The organism is Sphingomonas sp. DMC6, from assembly GCF_056314225.1.
In genome coordinates, this window is sequence record NZ_JBQUYT010000005.1 from 263,131 (window position 1) to 287,715 (window position 24,585).

21 protein-coding genes and 1 riboswitch are annotated in these 24,585 nt (G+C 65.9%); of the genes, 12 read left to right on the forward strand and 9 right to left on the reverse strand.

Annotation, left to right across the window (positions count from 1 at the left end; genetic code table 11):
• Positions 1 to 23: 23 nt before the first annotated feature.
• Both ACT53M_RS14100 and ACT53M_RS14105 read right to left on the reverse strand, forming a co-directional pair.
• A complete protein-coding gene (locus ACT53M_RS14100) occupies positions 24 to 1,112 on the reverse strand; it encodes an NAD(P)/FAD-dependent oxidoreductase (protein ID WP_476234116.1) in 1,089 nt (362 codons plus the stop codon).
• Positions 1,109 to 2,050, reverse strand: coding sequence for an alpha/beta fold hydrolase (locus ACT53M_RS14105; RefSeq protein ID WP_476234118.1), 942 nt, complete (start codon positions 2,048 to 2,050; stop codon positions 1,109 to 1,111). Before ACT53M_RS14105 ends, ACT53M_RS14100 begins: the two co-directional genes overlap by 4 nt.
• Before the next feature lie 49 nt (positions 2,051 to 2,099).
• Here ACT53M_RS14105 and ACT53M_RS14110 point away from each other — a divergent pair, with 49 nt between their 5' ends.
• From ACT53M_RS14110 to ACT53M_RS14155, 10 genes are all read left to right on the forward strand, one after another.
• Positions 2,100 to 2,573, forward strand: a complete 474-nt coding sequence (locus ACT53M_RS14110) for an A24 family peptidase (protein ID WP_476227171.1) — start codon at positions 2,100 to 2,102, stop codon at positions 2,571 to 2,573.
• A gap of 55 nt (positions 2,574 to 2,628) precedes the next feature.
• A complete protein-coding gene (cpaB, locus tag ACT53M_RS14115) occupies positions 2,629 to 3,672 on the forward strand; it encodes a Flp pilus assembly protein CpaB (RefSeq protein WP_476234119.1) in 1,044 nt (347 codons plus the stop codon).
• 1 nt (position 3,673) lies between these two features.
• Positions 3,674 to 5,359: a type II and III secretion system protein family protein gene (locus ACT53M_RS14120; protein ID WP_476234121.1), complete on the forward strand. Its 1,686-nt coding sequence runs from the start codon at positions 3,674 to 3,676 to the stop codon at positions 5,357 to 5,359.
• A gap of 20 nt (positions 5,360 to 5,379) precedes the next feature.
• Entirely contained in the window at positions 5,380 to 6,021 is a 642-nt protein-coding gene (locus tag ACT53M_RS14125; RefSeq protein ID WP_476234122.1) for a CpaD family pilus assembly lipoprotein, read from the forward strand.
• Positions 6,018 to 7,304 (forward strand): CpaE/TadZ family protein, encoded by a 1,287-nt coding sequence (locus ACT53M_RS14130; RefSeq protein WP_476234123.1) that lies wholly within the window; start codon positions 6,018 to 6,020, stop codon positions 7,302 to 7,304. Before ACT53M_RS14125 ends, ACT53M_RS14130 begins: the two co-directional genes overlap by 4 nt.
• 118 nt (positions 7,305 to 7,422) lie before the next feature.
• Positions 7,423 to 8,403 carry a type II secretion system F family protein gene (locus ACT53M_RS14135; RefSeq protein ID WP_476234124.1) on the forward strand — a complete coding sequence of 327 codons (981 nt, stop codon included), beginning with the start codon at positions 7,423 to 7,425 and terminating at the stop codon, positions 8,401 to 8,403.
• A 2-nt stretch (positions 8,404 to 8,405) separates the two neighbouring features.
• The gene (locus ACT53M_RS14140) at positions 8,406 to 9,398 is read left to right on the forward strand and encodes a type II secretion system F family protein (RefSeq protein WP_476234173.1); all 993 of its coding nucleotides are present in this window, start codon (positions 8,406 to 8,408) and stop codon (positions 9,396 to 9,398) included.
• Between the two features lie 67 nt (positions 9,399 to 9,465).
• Positions 9,466 to 10,026, forward strand: a complete 561-nt coding sequence (locus tag ACT53M_RS14145) for a hypothetical protein (protein WP_476234125.1) — start codon at positions 9,466 to 9,468, stop codon at positions 10,024 to 10,026.
• Between the two features lie 382 nt (positions 10,027 to 10,408).
• Complete coding sequence (locus tag ACT53M_RS14150; RefSeq protein WP_476234127.1) at positions 10,409 to 13,135, forward strand: TonB-dependent receptor; 2,727 nt, start codon at positions 10,409 to 10,411, stop codon at positions 13,133 to 13,135.
• Positions 13,136 to 13,288: 153 nt separating this feature from the next.
• Positions 13,289 to 14,041, forward strand: coding sequence for an SDR family oxidoreductase (locus ACT53M_RS14155; RefSeq protein ID WP_476234128.1), 753 nt, complete (start codon positions 13,289 to 13,291; stop codon positions 14,039 to 14,041).
• Between the two features lie 48 nt (positions 14,042 to 14,089).
• Here the strand turns inward: ACT53M_RS14155 and ACT53M_RS14160 are convergent, their stop codons facing one another.
• From ACT53M_RS14160 to ACT53M_RS14175, 4 genes are all read right to left on the reverse strand, one after another.
• On the reverse strand, positions 14,090 to 14,581 hold the full coding sequence (locus tag ACT53M_RS14160; protein ID WP_476234129.1) for a chorismate--pyruvate lyase family protein: 492 nt from the start codon (positions 14,579 to 14,581) through the stop codon (positions 14,090 to 14,092).
• The gene (gene ppdK, locus ACT53M_RS14165; protein ID WP_476234131.1) at positions 14,578 to 17,241 is read right to left on the reverse strand and encodes a pyruvate, phosphate dikinase; all 2,664 of its coding nucleotides are present in this window, start codon (positions 17,239 to 17,241) and stop codon (positions 14,578 to 14,580) included. The genes ACT53M_RS14160 and ppdK overlap by 4 nt, the downstream gene beginning before the upstream one ends.
• A gap of 168 nt (positions 17,242 to 17,409) precedes the next feature.
• Positions 17,410 to 19,683 carry a glycine--tRNA ligase subunit beta gene (gene glyS / locus ACT53M_RS14170; RefSeq protein ID WP_476234132.1) on the reverse strand — a complete coding sequence of 758 codons (2,274 nt, stop codon included), beginning with the start codon at positions 19,681 to 19,683 and terminating at the stop codon, positions 17,410 to 17,412.
• A gap of 247 nt (positions 19,684 to 19,930) precedes the next feature.
• Positions 19,931 to 20,770 (reverse strand): glycine--tRNA ligase subunit alpha, encoded by an 840-nt coding sequence (locus tag ACT53M_RS14175; protein WP_476234174.1) that lies wholly within the window; start codon positions 20,768 to 20,770, stop codon positions 19,931 to 19,933.
• A 152-nt stretch (positions 20,771 to 20,922) separates the two neighbouring features.
• Positions 20,923 to 21,000, forward strand: a riboswitch (Fluoride riboswitch).
• A gap of 23 nt (positions 21,001 to 21,023) precedes the next feature.
• Here ACT53M_RS14175 and ACT53M_RS14180 point away from each other — a divergent pair.
• Positions 21,024 to 22,412, forward strand: coding sequence for a voltage-gated chloride channel family protein (locus tag ACT53M_RS14180; protein WP_476234133.1), 1,389 nt, complete (start codon positions 21,024 to 21,026; stop codon positions 22,410 to 22,412).
• 15 nt (positions 22,413 to 22,427) lie between these two features.
• On the opposite strand, the gene ACT53M_RS14185 is transcribed toward ACT53M_RS14180, so the two are convergent.
• Both ACT53M_RS14185 and ACT53M_RS14190 read right to left on the reverse strand, forming a co-directional pair.
• Positions 22,428 to 23,072: a histidine phosphotransferase family protein gene (locus ACT53M_RS14185; RefSeq protein WP_476227158.1), complete on the reverse strand. Its 645-nt coding sequence runs from the start codon at positions 23,070 to 23,072 to the stop codon at positions 22,428 to 22,430.
• A 135-nt stretch (positions 23,073 to 23,207) separates the two neighbouring features.
• A complete protein-coding gene (locus tag ACT53M_RS14190) occupies positions 23,208 to 23,351 on the reverse strand; it encodes a lmo0937 family membrane protein (protein WP_476227157.1) in 144 nt (47 codons plus the stop codon).
• A gap of 152 nt (positions 23,352 to 23,503) precedes the next feature.
• Here ACT53M_RS14190 and ACT53M_RS14195 point away from each other — a divergent pair, with 152 nt between their 5' ends.
• Positions 23,504 to 24,157, forward strand: coding sequence for a DsbA family oxidoreductase (locus tag ACT53M_RS14195; RefSeq protein ID WP_476234134.1), 654 nt, complete (start codon positions 23,504 to 23,506; stop codon positions 24,155 to 24,157).
• A 12-nt stretch (positions 24,158 to 24,169) separates the two neighbouring features.
• On the opposite strand, the gene ACT53M_RS14200 is transcribed toward ACT53M_RS14195, so the two are convergent.
• Positions 24,170 to 24,580: a M67 family metallopeptidase gene (locus ACT53M_RS14200; RefSeq protein WP_476234176.1), complete on the reverse strand. Its 411-nt coding sequence runs from the start codon at positions 24,578 to 24,580 to the stop codon at positions 24,170 to 24,172.
• Between the last annotated feature and the right edge of the window lie 5 nt (positions 24,581 to 24,585).

Consider the following 24,585-nt stretch of genomic DNA (forward strand, 5'->3'; position numbering starts at 1 on the left):
TCCCTGCAATGCAGGGAGGGGAGCTATAGAGCAGAATACCCAAACCGCTCCGGCGAATACCGCGCTGCATCCAGCCCGAATGGCACCGGATCGCCCAGCAGCAACGCCGCCGCCATGGCGGCCGCTGCCGGTGCGGTCTGAATCCCGAAGCCGCCTTGCCCCGCGCACCAGAAAAAGCCCGACGTTTTCGGATCGAAGCCATAAACCGGCCGCCGGTCCGGCGCGAAGCTGCGCAGCCCGGCCCATTTGTGCTCGAGCGCCGTCACGCGCCAGTCGACCACTCGCTCGAACCGGTCGATCGCGAGCGCAACGTCCACATCCTCCGGCGCCGCATCGCAGGGCAGGCTTGGAATCTCGTCGTGCGGGCTCAGCCACAGGCGACCGCCGGGCTCCGGCTTGAAATAGAAGGTGCCGGCCAGATCGCCGACCAGCGGGCACCCCCGCGGCGCGCCGGGGTCGCTCGCGAGCTGGACCATCGTGCGGCGGAAAGGCTGGATACCGATCGGCACCGCGCCCGACATCGTCGCGACCGGGTCTGCCCAGGCACCGGCGGCATTCACCAGCACATCGGCTTGGAAAATGCCGGCGCGCGTCTCCAGCCGCCAGATTCCCGCATCACGGGTCGCCGAAGACAACGCCGCGTCGTTTTGCAAAACCGCACCCGCGCACCGTGCATCGCGCAGATAACGCGCGTGCAGCCCGGCGACGTCGATATAGGCACAGCTGGGCTCGAGCACGCCCAGCGACCATTGGGCGCGCAAGCCCGGGACCAGCGCCGCCGGGTCGACCGGATCGAGCGCCACGCCGCTGCCATCGAACGCGGCTAGAAAGGCATCGACCGCGCCGCCTTCCTCGCGTCTTCCGAGATGGAGCGAGCCGAGCGAATCGAGAAAGCCGCCCTCCCGTAGTGCCGGTCCCGATGCGGTGGTCAGCGGCTGGATGTCCGGCCCGCCATAGGTTTCCGACCAGAATGCCGCCGAACGACCGGTGGCGTGATAACCGGGACGATCCTCGGCCTCCAGCAAGAGCACGCGCGTGCGTGGCGCCAGCGCGGCCGCCATGCTGGCGCCGGCAATGCCCGCACCGACGATCGCCACGTCATAGCGCGTCATGCCCGGGGCGCCCGCTCCGCCAGAAACCGGTCGATCGCATCCAGCGCCCGGTCGCGCACCGGATCGGCCTCACGCAGAATTTCGTGCGCGCTTTCCTTGCCAAAGCGAACGATCTGCGCATCGGGCAGCCGGGCGCCCACGCGCAACGCGACGCGCGCATCGACCAGGCCGTCGGCATCGGCCACCAGCACCAGCGTCGGCACCTGCATCGACTCGACCGGCCCGGCTTCCAGCCCCCGCATCGATTGAAACGCCTGAATTAGCCAGCGCCAGCTCGGCGGGCCGGTGAGAATCGCGGGATTTTCGGTCTGCCACCAGATTTCATCGGCATAGCGATCGAGATCATGCGTCAGCAAATTGGCGCGCGTTTCGGTGGTATAGGGCTTTTCATTGCCCTTCCATGCCGGCCGCAGTGGATCGCCCAGACTGGCCATGAACCGCGCCGCGCGCTCGGCGAAGCGCCCGAAGATGCTGCGCACGCCCAGCATCGGTGCCACCAGCACCGCCGCATCGGGGTGCGCCACGCCTTCGACCAGCGCCCGCAACACCAAATGGCCCCCCATCGAATGCCCCATCACGACGTGCGGGCCGGGCGTATTCGCCACCCATTCGTCGCAAAAGACACGGAAATCCGCGATATATTCGGCGAAATCGACAATGTCGCCGCAATTGGCGGCCGGCGTCAGCCGCCCCGATCCTCCCTGGCCGCGCCAGTCGAACGAGGTGACATTCCATCCCTGGGAATGCCATTCGGCAAAGGTTTCCAGATACTTCTCGAAAATGTCACCGCGGCCGCCCTGGAATAGGATGCTGCCGCGCGGGGGCACCGCCGCTGTCGCTCGGTGAAAGCACCGCAGCGTCCAGCCATCGGGTGCCTGCCATTGCGCGATCGTGGCGTCGGCCGGGATTGTCCGACGAAGGTTCAGAGAAGCTACCATTTGCGCTGGTTACGTTTTCGTAAGCCGTCCCGTCTAGGGATTAACTCCCATGGGGATTACGGTCGGAACATTTCTGCTCGGCGCGCTGGCGCTGCTTCTGGTGTCTGCGGGCATTCAGGATGCGCGTACGCGCGAAATCGCCAATTGGAAAAACGCCGCCATTGCGCTGCTCGCGCCGCTCTGGTGGTGGTGGTCCGGGTTGCCGCTATGGCCCGGTGTAGCGCTGCAGGTCGGCATTGCACTGATCGTATTCGCCTTTTTCATCGGCGCGTTCGCGCTGGGGCAGATGGGCGGCGGCGACGTGAAGATGATCGGCGCGCTCGCCCTGTGGCTGCCGCTCCCCCAGCTCGTCTGGATGCTGATCGTCATGTCGCTGCTCGGCGGTGCGCTGACCCTGCTGATGGTGGCGGACAAGCTCGTGCGGCGTCGCACCGGGCTGGCCATCGAAATTCCCTATGGCGTGGCAATCGCCATCGCGGCGCTTCTGGTGCTCCGCGAACCGATTTTTAACCAGTTTCACTGATGCTTAACGCCGGAGCAACGAAGCCGGCAGAGAATTCGGGAAGGCTTGATACGAAATGGATGCACGCAAGGTCATTCTGCTCGTCGGCGCATTGTTCGTCGCGGCCATTACCGCGTTCATGGCGCGTAACATGATGGCCGGCGCGTCCGCGCCTGCCGCCGGCGCCGCGCCGGCCATGGCACCCGCCCAGCCCGCCAACACCACCGAAGTGCTGGTCGCCAAGCGCGGCCTGCCGGTCGGCACCATCCTCGATGCCACGTCGATGGAATTCCGCCCCTGGCCCAAGGATCTGGTGCAGGGTGCCTATTTCGTCCGCGGCCAGATCGAACCTGCCAAGCTGCAGGGAACGGTCGTACGCTATGCAATTTCTGCCGGCCAGCCGATCATTCAGGGCGCGCTGGTCAAGCCGGGGGATCGCGGTTTCCTGGCAGCAGCGCTTGGCCCGGGCATGCGTGCGGTCACGGTTCCCGTCTCCGCCCAGAGCGCGGTTGCCGGCTTCGTGTTTCCGGGCGACCATGTCGACCTGATCCTGACCCAGACGGTTGCCGGTGGTGGCGATGGCCCGCCGCTCAAGGCCTCCGAGACGGTGCTGCGCAACCTGCGCGTGCTGGCGACCGACCAGCGCACCGACAAGCAGACCGACGACAAGGGCAACACCGTCGTCAACACCTATTCGACCGTGACCGTCGAAGCGACGCCGAAGATCGCCGAGAAGATCGCGGTCGCCCAGACCGTCGGCACGCTGTCGCTCTCGCTGCGCTCGATTGCGGATACGCCGGGCGATCTGGAACAGGCGATTGCCAGCGGCGCGGTCAACGTGCCCGATGACGGCGATCCGAAGAAGGAAAAGGCAATGCTCGCCCGCGTCCATGCGGGACCGATCGATAGCGGGTCCAGCTTTGCGACCGGCGCCGACGTGTCGCGCTTCCAGCGCAGCACGGTGCCCGGCAAGGCCGCCGAAGGCCCGGCCGCAGCGCCCGGCATGCCGGGCGCCGCACCGGCCGGCGGCACGGCAGCGCCCGGCGCAGTGCTGGGCCCCGTCGTGCGGGTCGTACGTGGCAGCGATGCCAGCCTGGTCCCGGTTGGGGGGAAGAATTGAAATGAATAGCAAGCGCTTCCTGCACGGGTCGCTCGTAGCGACGGTGTCTGCCGGGTTGATCCTCGGCACGACCGCACCGGGCTTCGCCCAGGACCGTGCGCCGCGTCCCGGCACCCATGCCCGCCAGGCAGCCCGCGTCGCACCGCTTCCGGCCGGCGCACAGCGCCCGACCCGCACCGTGCAACTGTCGATCGGCGAAGGTGAACTGATCACCCTGCCCGCCGCGGCCGCGGATGTATGGACCTCGAACCCGGGTACGGCCGACGTCTATGTCGCCAATGCGCGCCAGATTCACCTTTATGGCAAGGCGTTCGGCGAGGCGACGGTGTTCGCCACCAACGCCAGCGGCGAAGTCATCTATTCGGCCAATGTCCGCGTTGCGCAGAATATCAGCAGCCTCGACGCGATGCTGAAGGCGGCGATGCCCGATGCCGACATCACCGTCACCACCGTTGGCCAGATCGCCGTGCTCAACGGCACGGTGCGCTCGCCCCAGGACGCCGAACAGGCGCAACGGCTGGTGCTGACGCTGCTCAATCCCGGCGTGAAGCTCGACGATGCGAACGCCCAGCTCAAGATCGGCGTGGTCAACCGCCTGCGGACGGCAACCCCGCTTCAGGTGATGCTGCAGGTCCGCTTCGCAGAAGTGAACCGCAGCTTTTCCAAGAACATGAACGCCAACCTGACCAACCGCAGCAGCGGCCATAGCATGGTGTGGAACATCAATCAGGGCAAGCAGGGCTCGATCACCACCTATACCGGCACCACCCAGGATCCGGCCACCGGCGCCTTTGCCGGCGCCACCATCTACAACTTCCCCGCGCCCAGCACGAACAATGCGCTGCTCGGCATCGGCGGTCGCTTCCTCGGCTCCGACCTGCTCGCGTCGCTCGATTTCGGCGAGACGATCGGTCAGGTGACGACGCTCGCCACGCCCAGCATGACCGCGCTTTCGGGTGAGACGGCCAGCTTCCTCGCGGGTGGCGAAATTCCGATCCCCGTGGCGCAAACGCTCGGCACCACTACGGTCGAATACAAGCAATATGGCGTCAGCCTTGCCTTCACGCCCACGGTGCTGGCGGATGGCCGAATCTCGCTGCACGTAAAGCCGGAAGTGTCGCAGCTTTCGTCCTCGGGTGCGGTGACGATGAACAACACCACCATCCCCGCCCTCACCACCCGGCGCAGCGAGACGACGGTGGAACTGGGCTCGGGCGAAAGCATGGTGATCGGTGGGCTGCTGCAGAACACCCACAACAACTCGATCACCAAGACGCCGGCGCTGGGCGACATGCCGATCCTGGGCGCGCTGTTCCGCTCGAACGCCTTCCAGCGCAACGAGTCCGAGCTGATGATCGTCATCACCCCCTATCTCGTGCGGCCGGTGAACGCGAACCAGATCGTCCTGCCGACCGACGGCTACAAGGCGCCCAACGACTTCGACCGCCTGTTCATGGGTTCGGTCGGCGGCGGCACCACCGGCGGTGAGCGTCCCAAACCAACCATGGCCCAGCCCGTCGCCGAGCCATCGGTAAACGCGGTCACGCCTGCAGCGGTCGATAGCGCGACGCCGGCACTGCCGGTCGCCCCCGACAGCAATCCCGCGCCCGCCAAGGCTTTGGCGATCCCCGCCAATTCCCGCAAGGCGAAGTCGGGCGGCGCCGCCGCCCCGGGCTTCGGTTTCTGATGCCGCGCATGTCGAGGAGAATGCCCGTGTTTCCGCGCTTCCCCGTTCTGCTCACCGCCCCCGCGCTGCTGCTGGCCGGTTGCGCCGGCTATAATGGCGGTGTCGAGTCGGTCCACCAGCCGGTCGTCAGCCGCCAGGACTATACGCTGGACCTGCAAACGTCGGGCGGCGCACTTGCCGCCGGCGAAGCACAGCGCCTGTCCGGCTGGATGCAGGCGATGAACCTGCGCTATGGCGACCATATCGCGATCGACGATGGCGCCGACGGCACCACCGGCCGCAGCGAAGTCGCCGCAGCCGCCGGCCGTTACGGGCTGCTGCTCACCGATCGCGCCCCTGCCACCAGCACGCCGATCGCGCCGGGAACGGTGCGCGTGGTGCTGACGCGGATGAGCGCGAGCGTGCCGCACTGCCCGGACTATTCGCATCCCAGCAACTTCACCTTCGATGCCAGCACCAGCTCGAACTTCGGCTGCGCGACCTATAGCAACCTGGCCGCGATGGTAGCCGATCCGGCCGATCTGGTCCGCGGCGCCCCGGGCGCCCCGACGGCTGATCCCGCCACCTCCGCCAAGGCGATCGGCGCCTATCGCGCCGCGGCCCCCAGCGGTGCCGGCGGTGCCACGGTCAAATCCGATTCGACGAAAGGCGGCGGCCAGTGAACATGCCCTTCAACCCCGGACGCGCGGCGCAGCGTGAGCCGTTTGCCGCGTTTGTCTGCGAAGAACGCACCGCGGAGGTGCTGCGGCCGATCGCTGTGGAACTCGGCTGGTCGCCGGAAATGGTCAACAAGGGCGGCCTGCGCAACGCCGTGCAGACGCTTTCGGTGTCGGCCAGCCCGAACATCCTGTTCGTCGACCTGTCCGAATCGGGCGACCCGCTCAACGACATCAATGCTCTGGCGGAAGTGTGCGAGCCCGGCACGGTCGTGATCGCGGCCGGTCAGGTGAACGATGTCCGCCTGTACCGCGATCTGATCGCCAGCGGCATCCACGATTATCTGCTGAAGCCGATCAACCCCGATGCGATGCGCGAAAGCTTCGCCCAGGCCCAGGCGATGCTGAACGCCCCGAAGATCAGCGAGGCGACCGTCGACCGGCCGCATTGCGGTGTAGCGGTGATCGGCACGCGCGGCGGCGTCGGCGCGTCGACGGTTGCGACATCGATGGCCTGGTTGCTGAGCGAAAAGCACGGCCGCACCACGGCATTGCTCGATCTGGACGTGCATTTCGGCACCGGTGCGCTCGCACTCGACCTTGAGCCCGGCCGCGGCCTGACCGACGCAATCGAAAATCCCAGCCGCATCGACGGGCTGTTTATCGAACGCGCGATGGTGAAGGCGTCGGACCGGCTGGCCGTGCTGTCGGCCGAAGCGCCGATCAACTCGCCGATGATCAGCGACGGTGGCGCCTTCTATCAGCTGCAGGAAGAAATGCGCAGCGCGTTCGAGTGCACGGTCGTCGACCTGCCGCGCGCGATGCTGGTCAACCATCCGCATCTGATCACCGACGTTCAGGTGGCGGTGGTCGTAAGCGACCTGACCCTGGCGGCTGCCCGCGATGCGATCCGCATTCTCAGCTGGTTCAAGTCGAATGCGCCGCAGACGCAGGTGATCGTCGTCGCCAACAAAGTCCAGCCCGCCCCGCTGCTGGAGATCAGCCGCAAGGATTTCGAAGGCTCGATCGAACGCAAGATCGACGTGATGCTCGGCTATGATCCGAAGCTGGCCGCGCAGGCAGCCAAGTTGGGCAAGCCGCTTGCCGAAGCCGGCAAGTCCGCCAAGTCGATCGCACCGCTGATGGCGCTGCCCGCCCGCATCCTCGCCATCACCGATGCCGGCCTGGAGGCAGACGACAAGAACAAGGGCAAGAAGGAAGGCAAGGGCGCGTCGCTGCTCGGCAAGCTGACCGGCCTGTCGGCAAAGCTGCCCGGCAAGAAAAAATGATCCGCCCTGGCGCAAGCGGGCGGGCGGTAACCGGGAGCTAAGGTCTCTTTGCGAGACTGGCGCCCGAACCGCTCCCGCCGCAACGCGCGGGGCGTAATAGCGTAGGAGCCCGAACGGCGTGAACATGTTGCCGCTATTGACGGTCGCGTTGGGCGGCGTGGCAGTGCTGGTGCTGATGGCGCTCGCCCTTTCGGGCCCGTCCACCGAACGCGCCAGCTCGCGTCGCCTCACCAGCGTGCGTGATCGCCATCTGGTCAGCACCACCGGCAACAATGCCATGGAGGCGCAGCTCCGCCGCATCTCCACCAACCGCGCGACGCGGCTCGATCTTACCGTCGGCCGCTTCCTCCCCAATCCTGCCGAGCTGCAAAAGCGGCTGAACATGACCGGCAAGGACTGGACGGTCGGCCAATATGGCAGCGCATCTTTAGGGCTGACGCTGGTCCCCGCCGCGCTGCTGTTCCTGCGAGGCGCGCCGCTCTGGCTGGCGATTTTTTTTAGCCTGTTCATCGGCCTGGGCCTGCCGCATTTCGTCGTCGGGTTCCTCATCAAGCGGCGCATCACGCGCTTCACCAGCAAGTTTCCGGATGCGATCGATCTGCTGGTGCGCGGCCTGCGCTCGGGCCTGCCGATTACCGAGACGATCGGCGTCGTCGCGAACGAAATTGACGGGCCGGTGGGCGAGGAATTCCGGGCGATCAGCGACAAGATGAAGATCGGCCGCACGCTCGACGCCGCCCTTCAGGAGACCGCCGACCGGCTGGGCACGCCCGAATTCCAGTTCTTCACCATTTCGATCGCGATCCAGCGCGAAACCGGCGGCAACCTGGCGGAAACGCTGGCCAATCTGGCCGATGTGCTCCGCAAGCGCAGCCAGATGAAGCTGAAGATCAAGGCGATGTCGTCCGAATCCAAGGCGTCGGCGCTGATCGTCGGCTCGCTGCCGTTCATCGTCTTCGGGCTGATCTGGTTCATCAACAACGGCTATATGATGCACTTCTTCACCGACCAGCGGCTGATCATAGCCGGCGGCGGCGGCCTGGTCTGGATGGGGCTGGGCGTCTTCATCATGGCCAAGATGGTCAATTTCGAGATCTGATGATGGAACCGCACACCGGCCCTACCCTGCTCGGCATCGACGTTTACTGGGCGGCGACGCTGCTTGCCGGCGTGGCGACCTTCGCCGTGCTCGTCGCCGTCTATCTCGCAACCACCGCCCGCAATCCGATGAGCCGCCGGGTCAAGGCGCTCAACGAGCGGCGCGAGCAGCTGAAGGCCGGCATCACGGCCTCCACTTCGAAGCGCAGGGCCAAGCTGGTCCAGCGCAGCGAGGCGACCGACCGCATCCGCGCCTTCCTCCAGTCGCTGCAGGTGCTGCAGGAAGGCCAGCTCAAACAGGCCCAGTTGAAGCTGGCTCAGGCCGGCATCCGCCGCAAGGAATGGGCGGTCGCGGTGATCTTCGGCCGTCTGGTGCTGCCGATCGTCGTTGGCGGGCCGATGCTGTACCTGGTCTATGGCACGGAGATGTTTGCCAACTGGTCGCCGCTCAAGGCCTATGGCCTGGTCGCGGGCACCTTCATCCTCAGCTATAAATTCCCCGACCTGTACCTGAAGAACCGCATCACCAAGCGCAGCCACGCGATCCGCAAGGGCCTGCCGGATGCGCTGGACCTGCTGGTGATCTGCGCCGAAGCCGGCCTGACCGTCGACGCCGCCTTCGCCCGCGTGTCGAAGGAACTCAGCAAGGCCTATCCGGAGCTGGGCGAAGAATTTTCGCTGACTGCGATCGAGCTCGGCTTTCTGACGGACCGCCGCCAGGCGTTCGAGAATCTTTCGAACCGCATCGCCCTCGACGCGATGCGCGGCGTCATCACCACGATGATCCAGACGGAAAAATACGGCACCCCGCTCGCCTCCGCACTGCGCGTGCTGTCTGCGGAGTTCCGCAACGAGCGAATGATGCGCGCAGAAGAAAAGGCCGCCCGCCTGCCCGCGATCATGACCGTGCCGCTGATCCTGTTCATCCTGCCGGTGCTGTTCATCGTCATTCTCGGGCCGGCTGCCTGCTCGATCAACGATGCGCTGATGCACTGATTGTCGCGTCGGCCGGGGAACCCCCGGCCGCCCGGCTGGTTTTCGGCGAACCGCCGGAGACATGCCCATGAACGCGCTGCCCTTTACCATGCCGCTCCAGTTCGTCGCGCTGGCGCTGACCCTGCTCGCGGGCTGGCTGCTCGGGCTGGCAAGCAGCAGCGCCGGGCGCAAGTGGCGAGACCGGTTCGAGGAGGAGCGCGAGGCGCACAATGCCACCCGCGATCGGGCACGCGAGGAGCTGACCACCGCCAACCGCCGCGTGCGCGAGCTGGAAAGTGAGAATGCACGGCTGGAAATGGCGCTCGCCGAACGCCAGCCCCCCGCGGTTCCCCTGCCCGACACGGCCGTCTCTGCCACCGAACGCAGCGCGGCGATGCGGAATTGGTTCTATGGGGGCGGCGACATTCTGTCGCGCATCCGCGGCATCGACGAGCCGCAGGAGCGGCAGCTCAATGAACTGGGCATCCGCCATTTCCGCGACATCGAGACGCTGGCCCCCGAAGACGAGCCGGCGCTGGAAGACCGCCTCAGCATGCCACGTGGAACGGTTGCCGCGCAGCAATGGCGTGAACAGGCCCGGCTGCTACGCGGCGGAAATATCGACGAACATGCCCGGCGTTTCGGCTGAGCGGGTGGCCTAACCCCTTATCGCTGTTCGATTCGTAATACTCCCGGCGCTCCGGGGGCTTGTCTGACCAAACGCATCGACTGAGTCGGCGTGGGCGGACCAATTGCGCGCGTTTGCAGCGCACAGGTGCGGCAAATTTGCCGCACAATCACGTTCTATCTCCAACCCCGCCCTCTCCCAGGCGCTTTTAACACGCTGTAATACCAATGCCTTTCGAAGCGGCAAAGTTGTCATATTTTTGTCCCCATATTGGCTTGACAAGTGGTAAGGCCTCTAGGACACTCTTGCTACCACAAGAGCCCAAGACGGGCCCTGAATAGCAAGAACGTCTCCGCAGCAGGGAAGCTGGGGTCGATAACCAACTAGGAAGGGGGGTTGAACGATGCATAGCGCACGTCCCGAACGACTGACTGTCTCGAATTGTAGCAAACTGGTACTGCTTGCCACCGGCTGCGCCGCCGCGATTGCGGCCGCCTCGCCTGCCTTTGCCCAGACGAACGGCGCTTCTGCGGGCCAGACCGCCGACAGCAGCGGCGACGAATATGTCGTCACCGGCTTCCGCTCGAGCCTCCAGTCCGCACAGGACGCGAAGCGCAAGGACATCCGCATCACCGACGGTGTTACCGCCGAAGACATCGGCAAGTTCCCCGCGCAGAACATTACCGAAGCAATTCAGCGCATTGCCGGCGTCCAGATGTCGAACATCAACGGTCGCGGCTCGACGATCAGCATCCGTGGCCTGGGCGCGCAATATGCCCGCACGACGATCAACGGCCAGACCTTCGCCAGCGCCGACTTCAAGGACGGCTTCCGCTACGACATCATCCAGACCGATCTGGCCAGCGCGATCCAGGTGATCAAGTCGCCGACCGCGGACATGGACTCGGGCGGCCTTTCCGGCACCGTCAATATCGATACGGTCAAGCCACTCGCCTATAAGGGCCCGCACTTCGTCGTGGGCGTGAAGGGCTACAACTCCGACTATCGCGGCAAGGAATGGACCCCCAAGGTCAGCGGCGCCTATATCGACAGCTTCGCTGGCGGCACGCTGGGCGTGATGGCCAATGTCAGCTACCAGAAGCTGAAGGACCGTGGCGACTATGCCTTCATCCGCAACTGGTATGATCCGGGTACCCAGCCCACCCTGCCGAACGCCTATGTTCCCGCCAATCTTCGCTATCGCCGGATCGATCGCGACACCGAGCAGGTAATGGCCAGCGGCGCGCTGCAGTGGAAGCCCGCCGACAATTTCGAAGCGCTGCTGCAGGGCGAATATTCGCGCGACCACACCCGCTACACCACGCGCCAGATGGTGTTCGGCAAGTGGCAGCCCTCCGCCGTGACGGTGAACAGCGTCGCCAACGGCGTCGCCAACAACCTCACGCTGTCGAACTTCAACGTCGACAACAACACCCAGCCTGAACTGCGCAACCTGCAGACCCAGGCCTATACCGGCACGATCAACTGGCAGCCGGGCGAAACCTGGAAGGTGCACGCAGTCGCCCATTACACCAAGGGCAATGCGCATCTCTACGAGTGGGCGTCGATCGACGAGGTCAACTTCGCCAAGGGCGGCGCGCTCGACATCTCCAACCCGAGCAACGTCAAGTGGACCACGTCGAGCCTGACCGACGGCTCTCTGTGGAACACCGCCAACCGCACCTGGTTCGCGTTCGTCGACGGCGCGACGCACATCCAGACCGCCAAGGACAAGGCCGCGCAGGTCGATGTCACCAAGGAGCTGGGCTGGCACGGCGTGCAGTCGCTGGTGGTAGGCGTGAAGTATCACCACGAGAGCTTCTCGACCCTCGCCTTCCGTCACGACCGTGACGGTGACGTGAGCGATCCGGTGACCTACCCGGAATATGCGTGGATCCCGAGCCTCAGCTCGACCGGGCAGCTGGTGTCCAACTTCCTCGACGGCGCGATGTCGATCCCGCATTCGTTCCTGTCGGTGAATGCAGACGCATGGCAGTCGCTGCTCGCCTCCAAGGGCATCACCGTTCCCGATGTGCCCGACTGGCCCAGCACCTACCGGGTCGATCGCTACGTGCCGGCTGTCTATGCCATGGCGAATATCGACGGCACGCTGTTCGGCAGCGCGATCCGCGGCAATATCGGCCTGCGGTATGAGCACACGCACCAGAATGTGACGGCAAGCCTCACCGACGGCACCGGCAGCGATGCCAAGCTGCTCGGCCAGGAGCATATCGTTCAGGACTACGGCAACGTGCTGCCGAGCGCGAGCTTCGCGATGGACCTTACGCCGCACCTCGTTGCGCGCCTTGCCGTGGCCAAGGTGCTGGTCCGCCCGCTGCTCAACAGCCAGACGCAGATGGCCGACACCATCAGCACCGGCATCTCCTCGCAAAAGCGTCCGTTCACCAGCGTCTCAGCCGGTGAATCCCGCCTAAAACCCCTGACTGCCAACCAGGCCGACATCAGCCTGGAATATTATTACGGCAAGGGCAATTCGATCAGCATCGCCGGCTTCTACAAGGCGGTGAAGAACGGCACCTTCACGCAATTCTATTGCCCCAGCTCGTATAACGGCGTGGCACTGAACGGCGTGACGACCAACTGCCAGTCGGCCGATCTGAAGAGCGACTACAGCTTCAGCCGCGTGTTGAACGACAACCGCACGATCAACATCAAGGGCGTCGAAGTTGCGGCCACGCAGAATTTCGACACCTGGCTGCCGGTCAAGGGCTTCGGCGTCACCGGCAACGTCACGGTCGTCGATACCGATGCCAGCGCCCTGGGCACCGGCTTCAACCTGCGCGACCTGTCGAAGCTGACCTGGAACGTGACGCCCTATTGGGAAAACGAGATGTTCAGCGTCCGCGTGTCGGTCAACCACCGCAGCTCGTACAAGCAGGATGCGGCGTCGACCTTCTTCGTCAGCGGCGGCGAGATCCATACGGTGCGGGCCCGTACCCAGCTCGATCTGGCGACCGGCTTCACCCCCAACAAGTGGCTGAGCTTCACCGCGGGTATCATCAACCTGAACAATACCCACGAAGACGCCTACCAGACCACGGCGGACACCTTCCAGATGGCCAGCCGCACCGGCCGGACCTTCTATCTGTCGGCCACGACGAAGTTCTGATCGGCCGATACCGGGCTTCTCCGGGAGCACCCCTCTTCCGCAAGGAAGGGGGGTGTTTCTCGTTTGGGGTGCCTCGTAGTTTGACGACAAGCAACGGGACGCGCCGCGACGGCGCCCCCGCTATCTGTCGGGCTCCATTAAGGGAGATCGGACATGACGTTGCTTGCTGAAAAAACGGCCATCATAACGGGCGCGAGCTCGGGGATCGGTCGAGCGACGGCGTTGCAGTTCGCCGCGCAGGGCGCCTCCCTGGTGCTGGTCGCGCGACGGCACGAGCGGCTGGAGGCGCTGGTAGCCGAGATTGCAGAGCAAGGTGGGAAAGCAATCGCCGTAGCGGGCGACGTCACCGTGCAAGACACCCATGTCGCTGCGGTATCGGCCGCACAGACGCGGTTCGGCGGCCTGCACATTGCCTTTAACAATGCCGGGACGATGGGTCCGATGCAGCCGCTGGCGGCGATCGACCCGGCGGACTGGGAGACGGTGTTGGCGACCAACCTCACTGCCGCGTTTCTTGGCGCGCGCACACAGATTTCGGCTATGCTGGAGAGCGGCGGTGGTTCGCTGGTGTTCACCGGCAGCTTCGTCGGTACGAGCGTGGGCCTGCCGGGAATGAGCGCCTATGCCGCAGCCAAGGCCGGGCTACTCGGGCTGGTGCGCGGGATTACCGCCGACTATGGCTCCGCCGGCATCCGTGCGAATGCGCTACTCCCCGGCGGCACCGCAACCGAGATGGCCGGCGACGACGCGCAACGGGAATGGGCTGCAGGCTTGCACGCGATGAAGCGGATCGCCGATCCGGAGGAGATTGCGCAAGCCGCGCTGTTCCTGGCGAGCGACATGTCGAGCTTCGTGACGGGCTCGGCGCTATGGGCCGACGGGGGGAACGCTGCCGTGAAGCTATAGCGTGCTTACAAAAGCTCCTTCCGGAAGGGGGCTTGCGGGCTGCATTGCTTATCGCAACACTGCCGGGGTATAATTCTCGACCACTTCGGCCAGCACGTGGCCCTCGCCGTCCAGCACCAGAGCGCGGTGGCGCAGCACATAGGGGGCGACGCCCGCCAGCGCCTGTTCCAGCGGCTGGCGGTGCGGATGAAGCGGCCGGATCGCCGCGCCGAACGGGGTGTCACCCTGCTCCAGCGCGGCGTTCATCGCCGGCGTAAGGCGCGCCGGCACATACCAGTTCTCGGCCAACGACAGCGCGACTTCGCCGCAGCGCAGCACGACGCTGCGATAGACGACACGTTCGGCCGGCCCCACCCCCAGCCGCTTGCGCTGCTCTGGCGTGGCATCCTTGTGCGCCGCCCGGTCCACTTCCGCGCGGATCGGGTGGCCGCAGCGGCGCTCCAGCACGGCGGTGGCGGTGGAGCTGGCCAGCAGCTCGCGGCTGAGCGCCGCGGCCGTCTGCGCCTCCGCCTGCACCACCACCGGCGCGAGCAGCATCATCGCACCCGGATCGCGGCCTGCGCCGCCGCCAGCCGCGCGATCGGCACGCGGTAGGGCGAGGCAGAGACATAATCGAGCCCCGTCTTTTCACAGAAGGCGATCGAGGCCGGATCGCCGCCATGCTCGCCGCAAATGCCCAGCTTGATATTGCTGCGGGTCTTGCGTCCGCGCTCGGCAGCCAGCTCGATCAGCTGACCGACGCCGTCCACGTCCAGGCTGACGAACGGATCCTTCGGGTAAATGCCCTTCTCGACATAGGTGGTCAGGAACCGCGCGGCATCGTCGCGGCTGACGCCCAGCGTGGTCTGGGTCAGGTCGTTGGTGCCGAAGCTGAAGAACGCCCCCACCTCGGCGATCTCGCCCGCCATCAGCGCAGCGCGCGGCAGCTCGATCATCGTGCCGACCAGATAGTCGATCGTGCGGCCCTTTTCGGCGAATACCGCCTGCGCCGCCTTGTCGACCACCGCCTTCGTCAGCTCCAGCTCGCGCCGGGTGGCGACCAGCGGGATCATCACTTCGGGCACGGGCGCCGCGCCGGACTTTTCCGCCACCGCAATCGCCGCCTCGAAGATGGCGCGTGCCTGCATCTCGTAGATTTCGGGATAAGTCACACCAAGCCGGCACCCGCGATGGCCCAGCATCGGGTTGAACTCATGCAGCTCGGCGGCGCGACGCTTGAGCGTGTCGACATCCACCCCGGCCGCCGTCGCCACTTCGGCGAACTCCGCCTCTTCGTGCGGCAGGAATTCATGCAGCGGCGGATCGAGCAGGCGGATCGTCACCGGCAGGCCCGCCATCACCTCGAAAATCTCGAGGAAGTCGCTGCGCTGTTCGGGCAGCAGCTTTTCCAGCGCGGCGCGGCGGCCCGCCTCGTCCTCGGCCAGAATCATCTGGCGCACCGCAGTGATGCGGCTCTGTTCGAAGAACATATGCTCGGTGCGGCACAACCCGACGCCCTCCGCGCCGAAATCGCGCGCGGTGCGGCAGTCGAGCGGCGTTTCGGCATTCGCGCGCACCTTCAGCCGGCGGACTTCGTCGGCCCAGGTCATCAGCGTGCCGAAATCGCCCGAAAGCTCCGGCTGCACGGTCGGCACCTGGCCGGCCATCACTTCGCCGGTGGCGCCGTCGATCGTCACCATATCGCCCTCGCGGACTTCACGGGTGCCGACGCGCATCACCTTCTCGCGCGCGTTGATCGAGAGGCTGCCCGCGCCCGAGACGCAGGGACGGCCCATACCGCGCGCCACCACCGCAGCGTGGCTGGTCATGCCGCCGCGCGCAGTGAGGATGCCGCGCGCCGCGTGCATGCCGTGAATATCTTCAGGGCTCGTCTCGACGCGGATCAGGATCACCGCGTCGCCCGCATTGGCGCGCTTTTCGGCGGTGTCACTGTCGAACACCGCGAGGCCCGAGGCCGCGCCGGGGCTCGCCGGCAGGCCCTTGGTCAGCACGTCGCGCGGCGCCTTGGGGTCAAGCGTCGGGTGGAGCAGCTGGTCCAGCGCCGCCGGATCGACGCGCAAAATCGCCTGTTCGCGGGTGATCAGCCCCTCATTCGCCATGTCGACCGCGATCTTCAGCGCCGCCTTGGCGGTGCGCTTGCCGCTGCGGGTCTGGAGCATCCACAGCTTGGCGCGTTCGACGGTGAACTCGATGTCCTGCATGTCGCGGTAGTGCGTTTCGAGCCGGTCGAACACCGCCGCCAGCTCGGCATAGACTTCCGGCATCGCCTCTTCCATCGAGGCGGGCTTGGCCCCCGCCGCCTCGCGCGCGGCCTTGGTCAGGTACTGCGGCGTGCGGATGCCCGCCACCACGTCCTCGCCCTGCGCGTTGATCAGGAACTCGCCATAATAGGCACGCTCGCCGGTCGAGGGATCGCGGGTGAAAGCCACGCCGGTCGCCGAGGTGTCGCCCATATTGCCGAACACCATCGCCTGCACGTTCACCGCCGTGCCCCAGTCGGCCGGAATGTCGTTCAGGCGGCGATAGACCTTGGCGCGCTCCGACTGCCACGATCCGAACACCGCGCCGATCGCGCCCCAAAGCTGGTCGTGCACGTCCTGCGGGAACGGCTTGCCCCACAGTTCCTCGACGATGGACTTGTACTCGGCGACCAGCGCCTGCCAGTCGCCGGCTGACAGCTCGGTATCCAGCGTGAAGCCGCGGTCTTCCTTGGCGATCTCCAGCGCTTCCTCGAACCGGCCATGGTCGAGGCCCAGCACCACGTCCGAATACATCTGGATGAAACGGCGATAGCTGTCCCAGGCGAAGCGCTCGTCGCCGCTGGTCGCGGCCAGCCCCTGCACGGTCTGGTCGTTCAGGCCCAGGTTGAGCACCGTGTCCATCATGCCCGGCATCGACACCCGCGCGCCCGAGCGGACCGAGACGAGCAGCGGATCGGCCGCATCGCCGAACTGCTTGCCGGTGATCGCGGCGATATGGGCGATGCCGTTCGCGACTTCGGCCTTCAGGCTATCCGGGAAAGTCTCGCCTTCCTCATAATAGCGCGTGCACATCTCGGTAGAGATGGTGAAACCCGGCGGCACCGGCAGGCCGATCGAGGCCATTTCGGCAAGGTTCGCGCCCTTGCCGCCGAGCAGATTCTTGTCGCCTGCACCACCATCCGAAACACCGCCACCGAAACGGTACACGTACTGCGTCATTCCAATCCCCTTCTGGCCGAAGCACCGCTTCCGCAGGAACTCCGGGCGCCGCTACCGCACCCGCGAAGAAGGCGGAACCGCTGACTACGTTGTCGGTGCCATATTATTTCTAAACCATGGCAGATTGGGCACGAATATTACGTATTTATCGGATAAATGGGCGCGACTTCACCCTTCGATCCGGCTGAAGTCCGCCACCTTGTGCACCGCATCACGCATCCGCGCCAGCAAGCCGAGCCGGGCAGTGCGCTTGGCTGGATCCGCGTCGTTGACCGTCACCTGGTCGAAAAAGGCATCGATCGGCCCGCGCAGCGTGGCGAGCGCCGCCATGGCGCCTTCGAAATCCTCCGCCGCAATCGCCTCCGCCGCCTTGGGTTCCGCCGCGTCGAGCGCAGCAGCCAGCGCCGCCTCGGCGGGTTCGGCTTCGTAAGGAAACCCGTTCCCCTGCGAAAGCAGGGGCCCAGGGTTACCCGGTCCTTCGCTACCCTGGGCTCCTGCTTCCGCAGGAGCACTGGAGATGACGACACCTTCCTTCTTGAGGATATTCGCCGCACGCTTGTACCCGGCGAGCAGGTTGGCGCCGTCCTCGGTAGTAACGAACGCCTGCAACGCCTTCACCCGAGCGAGCAGCCGGACGAGATCGTCCTCGCCGCCGAGCGCGAACACCGCGTCGATCAGATCGTGGCGAACCCCGGCTTCGCGCTGCTGGACCTTTAAGCGGTCGGCGAAGAAGTCGAGCACATTCTTGATCGCCGGCTCAACTACCTCGTCGTAGATGGGTGACGCCTTGTCTAGCGCCCTGTCCAGCGCCACCTTTTGCATCTCGACGCGGGCAGCATCAGTGAGGCTTACACCGGCGGCTTCCAAGAAACGAACGCCGGTTTCGAAGGCATGTGCGTCAGCCTCACCGCTCGCACCCCCAAGAAGCACTGCGAGTGTCCGCACGACCGGAATCGAGAGGGGCAGGCGAATGCTATTCTCGTTTATCAACGCGATCACGCCCAACGCCGATCGACGTAGAGCAAACGGATCGCGTGAACCGCTCGGCTTTTCATTGATAGCGAAAAACGAAGCAATTGTGTCCAACTTATCTGCCAAGGCTACCGCAACCGTGATGGGCTCGGTGGGAACGTCATCGCTTTGCCCGACCGGCTTGTAGTGGTCGCGAATTGCTGCCGCGACCGCCGGGTGTTCGCCCTGTGCCGCGGCATAATACCCGCCCATTAGTCCTTGGAGCTCAGGGAACTCGCCAACCATCCCAGTAACGAGGTCCGCTTTGGCGAGTTCGGCCGCGCGGCGCGCGAGCTGCGGATCGCAATCCGGCACGATGCGCTCGGCCGCTAGCCACTCAGCAAGTCTGGCCACCCGCTCTACTTTGTGAGCAACACTACGGAGCTTTTCGTGGAAGACGATCTTCTCCAGCTTGCTTGCCTGCTCGCCGAGCGGCACCTTCAGGTCCGTCTCGTAGAAGAAGCGCGCATCGCTCAGCCGCGCCGCCAGCACCTTCTGGTTGCCCGCGACGATCTTTTCCCCGCCATCGGCCGCATCGACATTCGCGAGGCACACGAACGCGTTGGCCAGCTTGCCCGCGTCATCACGGCAGACGAAATATTTCTGGTTCACGCGCGCGGTGAGCTGGATCACTTCGGGCGGCACCGCCAGGAACGCTTCGTCGAACCGGCCGAGCAGCGGCATCGGCCATTCGGTCAGCCCGGCATTCTCGTATAGCAGTCCTTCGTCCTCGATCAGGCTCAGCCCTTCGCGCTGCGCGGCCATCTTGGCGCCGACCGCGATGATCGCGCGGCGCTCCGCCCCGTCGACGATAACATGGCAGGCGCGCAGCTTCTCAACATAGTCCGAAGCCGATCCGATCGTGATCGCACCCGGATGGTGGAAGCGGTGCCCCACCGTCGCCGCGCCGCTCGTCACCCCCGCGATTTCGCACGGCACCACATTGCTGCCGAACAGCGCGACGATTCCCTGCAGCGGGCGCACCCAGCGCAGGCTTTCGGTGGAGAGCGACGCCGCCCCCCAGCGCATCGACTTGGGCCAGGGAAAGGCGCGGATCACGGCGGGAATCGCCTCAGCCAGCACTTGCGCCGTCGCGCGGCCGGGCTTGTTGACCACCGCGAAATAGATGCCGTCGCGCTCCTCCAGCCGGTCGGTGGTCAGCCCGGTCTTGCGCAGGAACCCTTCCAGCGCCTGCGGCGGCGCACCGACGCGCGGCCCCTTGGTCTCTTCGGAGACGGCGGCGGTCTCATCGGGCAGGCCCTTCAGGATCAGTGCAAGTCGGCGCGGCGTCGCATAGCTGACCGTCTCGGCGGCCTTCAGGCCCGCCTTGTCCAGCTCGGCCGCAAACAGGCGCGCGAGATCCTCACGCGCCTTTTCCTGCATACGCGCGGGGATTTCTTCAGAACGGAGTTCGAGGAGGAAGTCGGTCATAATTTCTTTTCACGCAAAGGCGCGAAGGCGCAAAGGAAGGAAGAAGATTGGTTCACGCGGAGGCGCGGAGACGCGGAGGATACAGGTCGCGCGGCGGCGTCAGCCGCCCCAATCATCGAGCGAGATGTGGTCAGCGCGGTCGAGAGAGAGCCGCTGGCGCGGCGAACACTGACTCCGCGTCTCCGCGCCTCCGCGTGAACCCAAAACTTCTTTGCGCCTTCGCGCCTTCGCGTGAAACGGGGGAGCATCACGCCGCCCACCCGTTCTTTTCCATCCACGCCGCGCAGGCGCCCTTCGCCAGATCGCGTACCCGGCCGATATAGGCCTGGCGCTCCGCCACCGAGATCACGCCGCGCGCGTTCAGCAGGTTGAAGATGTGGCTCGCCTCGATCGCCTGCTCATAGGCCGGGATCGGCAGCTTCGCCTCCAGCGAGCGCTCGCACTCGGCCGCAGCCTTGCGGAACAGGTCGAACAGCGCGTCGGTGTCCGCCACCTCGAAGTTCCACGTCGACATCTGGCGCTCATTTTCCAGGAACACGTCGCCATACGTCACGCCTTCGTCGTTGAAGGCGAGGTCGTACACGCTGTCCTTATTCTGGATGTACATAGCCAACCGCTCGAGCCCATAGGTCAGCTCGCCCGCCACCGGCTTGCAGTCGAACCCGCCCATCTGCTGGAAATAGGTGAACTGGGTGACTTCCATCCCGTCGCACCACACTTCCCAGCCCAGCCCCCAGGCGCCCAGCGTCGGCGATTCCCAATCGTCCTCGACGAAACGGATGTCGTGCTTGGTGAAATCGATGCCGATCGCCGCCAGCGAGCCCAGATACAGTTCCTGCAGGTCCGCCGGGCTCGGCTTCAGGATCACCTGATACTGGTAATAATGCTGGAGCCGGTTGGGGTTCTCGCCATAGCGGCCGTCGGTCGGGCGGCGGCACGGCTGGACGAAGGCGGCGTTCCACGGCTCCGGCCCCAGCGCGCGCAACGTGGTGGCGGGGTGGAAGGTGCCCGCGCCCATCCGCATGTCATAGGGCTGCAGGATCAGGCAGCCGCGCGTGCTCCAATAGTCATGGAGCGTCAGGATCATGCGCTGGAAGCTGAGAGGTTCGGACAAGTTCGGTCACCCTGAAAATCTTGGGGAGCGCTTTGGCGCAGGGCGCGGAGGGGGTCAACCGGTGGCCACGGATGCGGCACCATCTTCCCCGCCCGGTTGACGCTGCAGCGCGGCGACGGCATAGGGCGCGCCAAGGCGATGGATTTCCGCCGGGCCATCTCGGCCGAACCGCCCTGACAAGGGACGATGATTCCTACCAGGCGCCGCAAGGCAGCAAGGAGGAATCGTGCGCGCAACTTTTCGTAATCTCTATAACCGCTTCGATGGGGCCGCCCTTTTCCGCGACCGGCACGCGCATGCCCTGTCGGCCATAGGCTGGGCGCTGATCCTGCTGCCACTGGCCGCGCTGGTCGGCACGTTATGCGCCGCCTTTCTATGGAGCCTCGATGCGGCGACGCGCGCGCGGTTCGACCATCCCTGGCTGCTGTACCTGTTGCCCGCGGGCGGCGCCGCGATCGCCCTGCTCTACCACCGGCTGGGGCGTTCGGTCGAAGCCGGCAACAACCTGATCGTCGAGCAGATCCACGAACCCGGCGGCGGTGTGCCGCTGCGCATGGCACCGCTGGTGTTCCTGGGCACCATCGCGACGCATATGTTCGGCGGGTCGGCAGGGCGCGAGGGCACCGCCGTGCAACTGGGCGGCAGCATGGCGAGCGCCTTTGCCAGCCGGCTGCGGCTCGATGCCGCCGGCGTCCGCATCGTGCTGATGGCCGGAGTCGCGGCCGGCTTCGGCGCGGTATTCGGCACGCCGCTGGCGGGCGCCGTGTTCGCGCTGGAAGTGCTGGCGGTAGGGCGGATCGAATATGCCGGCATTCTGGCCTGCCTGCTGGCCGCGCTGGTGGGCGACTGGACCTGCCATGCCTGGGGCATCCATCATACGCCCTATGCCATCCGCTATGTCGCGCCGGAGAGCGGCAGCCTGTTCGCCGCACCGCTGCTCGTCGCCAAGGCGGCGGTGGCGGGTGTCGCCTTCGGACTGGCCGGCCTCACCTTTGCCGAAGCGAACCATGCGCTCGGCGGGTTGCTGAAGCGCCGCATCCCTTATGGCCCGGCGCGCGCGGCGCTGGGCGGGCTGCTGGTCATCGCGCTGGTGTGGATTACCGGCACCCGCGCCTATCTGGGTCTGGGCGTCTGGTCCGCCATCCCCGGCGATCCGACCATTGCCGGCTTTTTCACCGGGCCGGTGGACCATTGGAGCTGGGCGCTCAAGATGCTGTTCACCGTCGTCACGCTGAGCGCGGGCTTCAAGGGCGGCGAAGTCACGCCGCTATTCTTCATCGGCGCGGCGCTGGGCAATGCGCTGGCGGGGGTGCTGGGTGCGCCGGTGGACCTGTTCGCGGGACTGGGCTTCGTCGCGGTGTTTGCCGGTGCGGCCAACACGCCGCTCGCCTGCACGATCATGGGAATCGAGCTGTTCGGCGCGGGCCATGCCGTGCCGATCACCGTCGCCTGTTTCGTTGCCTATATCTGCTCAGGCCATAACGGCATTTATCTGTCGCAGCGGATCGCGGTGCCGAAGCGCGCTACGGGCGCCGAGGGCAAGAGCGCCGCGACGCTGCGCGAGGCGCGCACCGCCCGCCAGCCCCCCCGCGCCTCGCAAATCGCCCGGCGCTGACAGCCGGGCGGGCGCTCAGTTCACCCGGAACGAGGCGCCGAACAGCAGCACTTCGGAATCGGGCGGGCTCACCTGCAGATCGCCGCCCGTCTGGGTGACGAGCGCATGCGCCAGATAGGCCGCGGCCGCGCGCGGGGTGATCGGAATTTCCTCGCGCCCGCCGGCCAGCGCGCTGCGCAGCTCAGGGTCGAGCACGATCCGCGGCCCGTCGGCACGGATGACGATTTCGATGATGCCGTCGCTGGTCTCGGCCCCGATGTCGAGCTGGCCACCGCGGATCAGCGCGTCGCCGCCGATCAGCGCCAGGTTGAGCAGCACCTTGATCGCCTGTTTCGGCATCACCGGCTCCTCGACCATCCAGCCGATCTTCACCCGGTGATTGTCGCCGAACAGCCCCTCCAGCGCCGCCTGCGCCTCGCGCGTATCGACCGTTTCGCCAAAGCCGCCGGCGGCGCCGAACGCCAGACGGAAGAATTTCAGCTTGTTGGCACTCGCCCGCGCGCTTTCGCTCAGCAGCTCCAGGCAGCGCGCGCGCATTTCCGGATCATGCTCGTCGGCAAGCAGTTCCAGGCCATTGTTGAGCGCGCCAACCGGGCTCAGCAGGTCGTGGCACAGGCGCGAACAGAGAAGGCTCGCAAAATCGGTTGGGCTGATATTCAAGGTATTCGGGCTCCCGCTTCGTGCCCTCTTTGGCGCAGCGGGCACGAAGCTGCAAGCATTGCGACGTCGGCCCGCCGCACGGAAAAACCCGTATGTGGCGGGACGATGCGCCGGCAAGCGCCCCGCCGCACGCGGCTAGACCCTGCGACCGGTGAACAGCTGCACCAGCCCGACGATCAGCGCGATCACCAGCAGGATATGGATGATGCCGCCGGCAAGGTGCAGGGAAAAGCCAAGCAGCCAAAGCACCAGCAAAATAACAACGATCGTCCAAAGCATCAGCGCATCCTCCCTGCAGTTCCGCAGGCGGCGTCAACGGCAGGAGGGGCGGAACGTTCCGTGTGGAGGTCTGCTCTGCCTCCCTGGCCGCGCGTGATTGCGGCGCGGAGGCAAAAGCGCCTAGGCTAACGTTCGTCATAAGAAGGATCGCCATGCCCCGCCCGCTCAAGATCGACTTTGTCTCCGACGTCGTTTGCCCCTGGTGCGTGATCGGCCTGCGCGGGCTGGAGGAGGCGCTGGATCGGCTGGAGGGCAGCGTTTCGGCGGAAATCACCTTCCACCCGTTCGAACTCAACCCGGACATGGCACCCGAGGGCGAAAATATCGTCGAGCATATCGGCCGCAAATATGGTGCGAGCGCCGAACAGTCGGCGAGCACCCGCGCGATGATCGGCGAACGCGCCGGCGCGCTTGGCTTCACCATGGCGATGACGGACGAGAGCCGCATCTACAACACGTTTGACGCGCATCGCTTGCTCCACTGGGCCGGGCAGAGCGGACGTCAACAGGCGTTGAAACACGCGCTGTTCGCCGCCTATTTCACGGAAGGCCGCAACCCGGCGGAACGCGCCACGCTGATCGACGCAGCCGCCCAAGCCGGGCTCGACGCGGAGGCGGCGGCCGAAATCATCGACAGCGGGCGCTATGCAGAGGAAGTTCGCGCCGAAGAAACGCTATGGCGCAGCCGGGGCATCGACGCAGTCCCAGCGATTGTCGTCAACGACCGCTATCTGATCAGCGGCGGCCAGCCGCCCGAAGCCTTCGAACAGGCACTCCGCCAGATCGCTGCGGAAGAAGCGCGTTAGACCAGGCGAGGCTCAATCGGCCAAGTCCAGCGGTATCGAGGCAAACCGCCCCCGCCGCCCCTGCTTCCCCGCGCGCCAGCAGGTCACCGTATCCCCTGCCACAATCACCCAAAGCTTGCCGTCGGGCGCCGCCATCGCCGCGTCGGTTTCGGAGGGCATCGCGTCGCCGCTTGGGTGCGAATGCCAATAGCCGATCAGGGCCGGCCCGCCGGCACGCTCCGCCCGCAGCGCTGCGAACAGCGCCGCGGGGTCGATCTCGAAGTGGGTCTCGGGTGTTTCGCTGACGTTCCGGGTCTCGGAAAAGGCGGTGATTGTCTCCTCCGCCCCGAACAGCAGCCCGCACGCCTCTGCCGGCGCAGCCGCTGCGGCAGCTTTTTTCATACCGGTCAGTACGGATCTTGAAATCGTAACGCGCATGCCCATTTCCC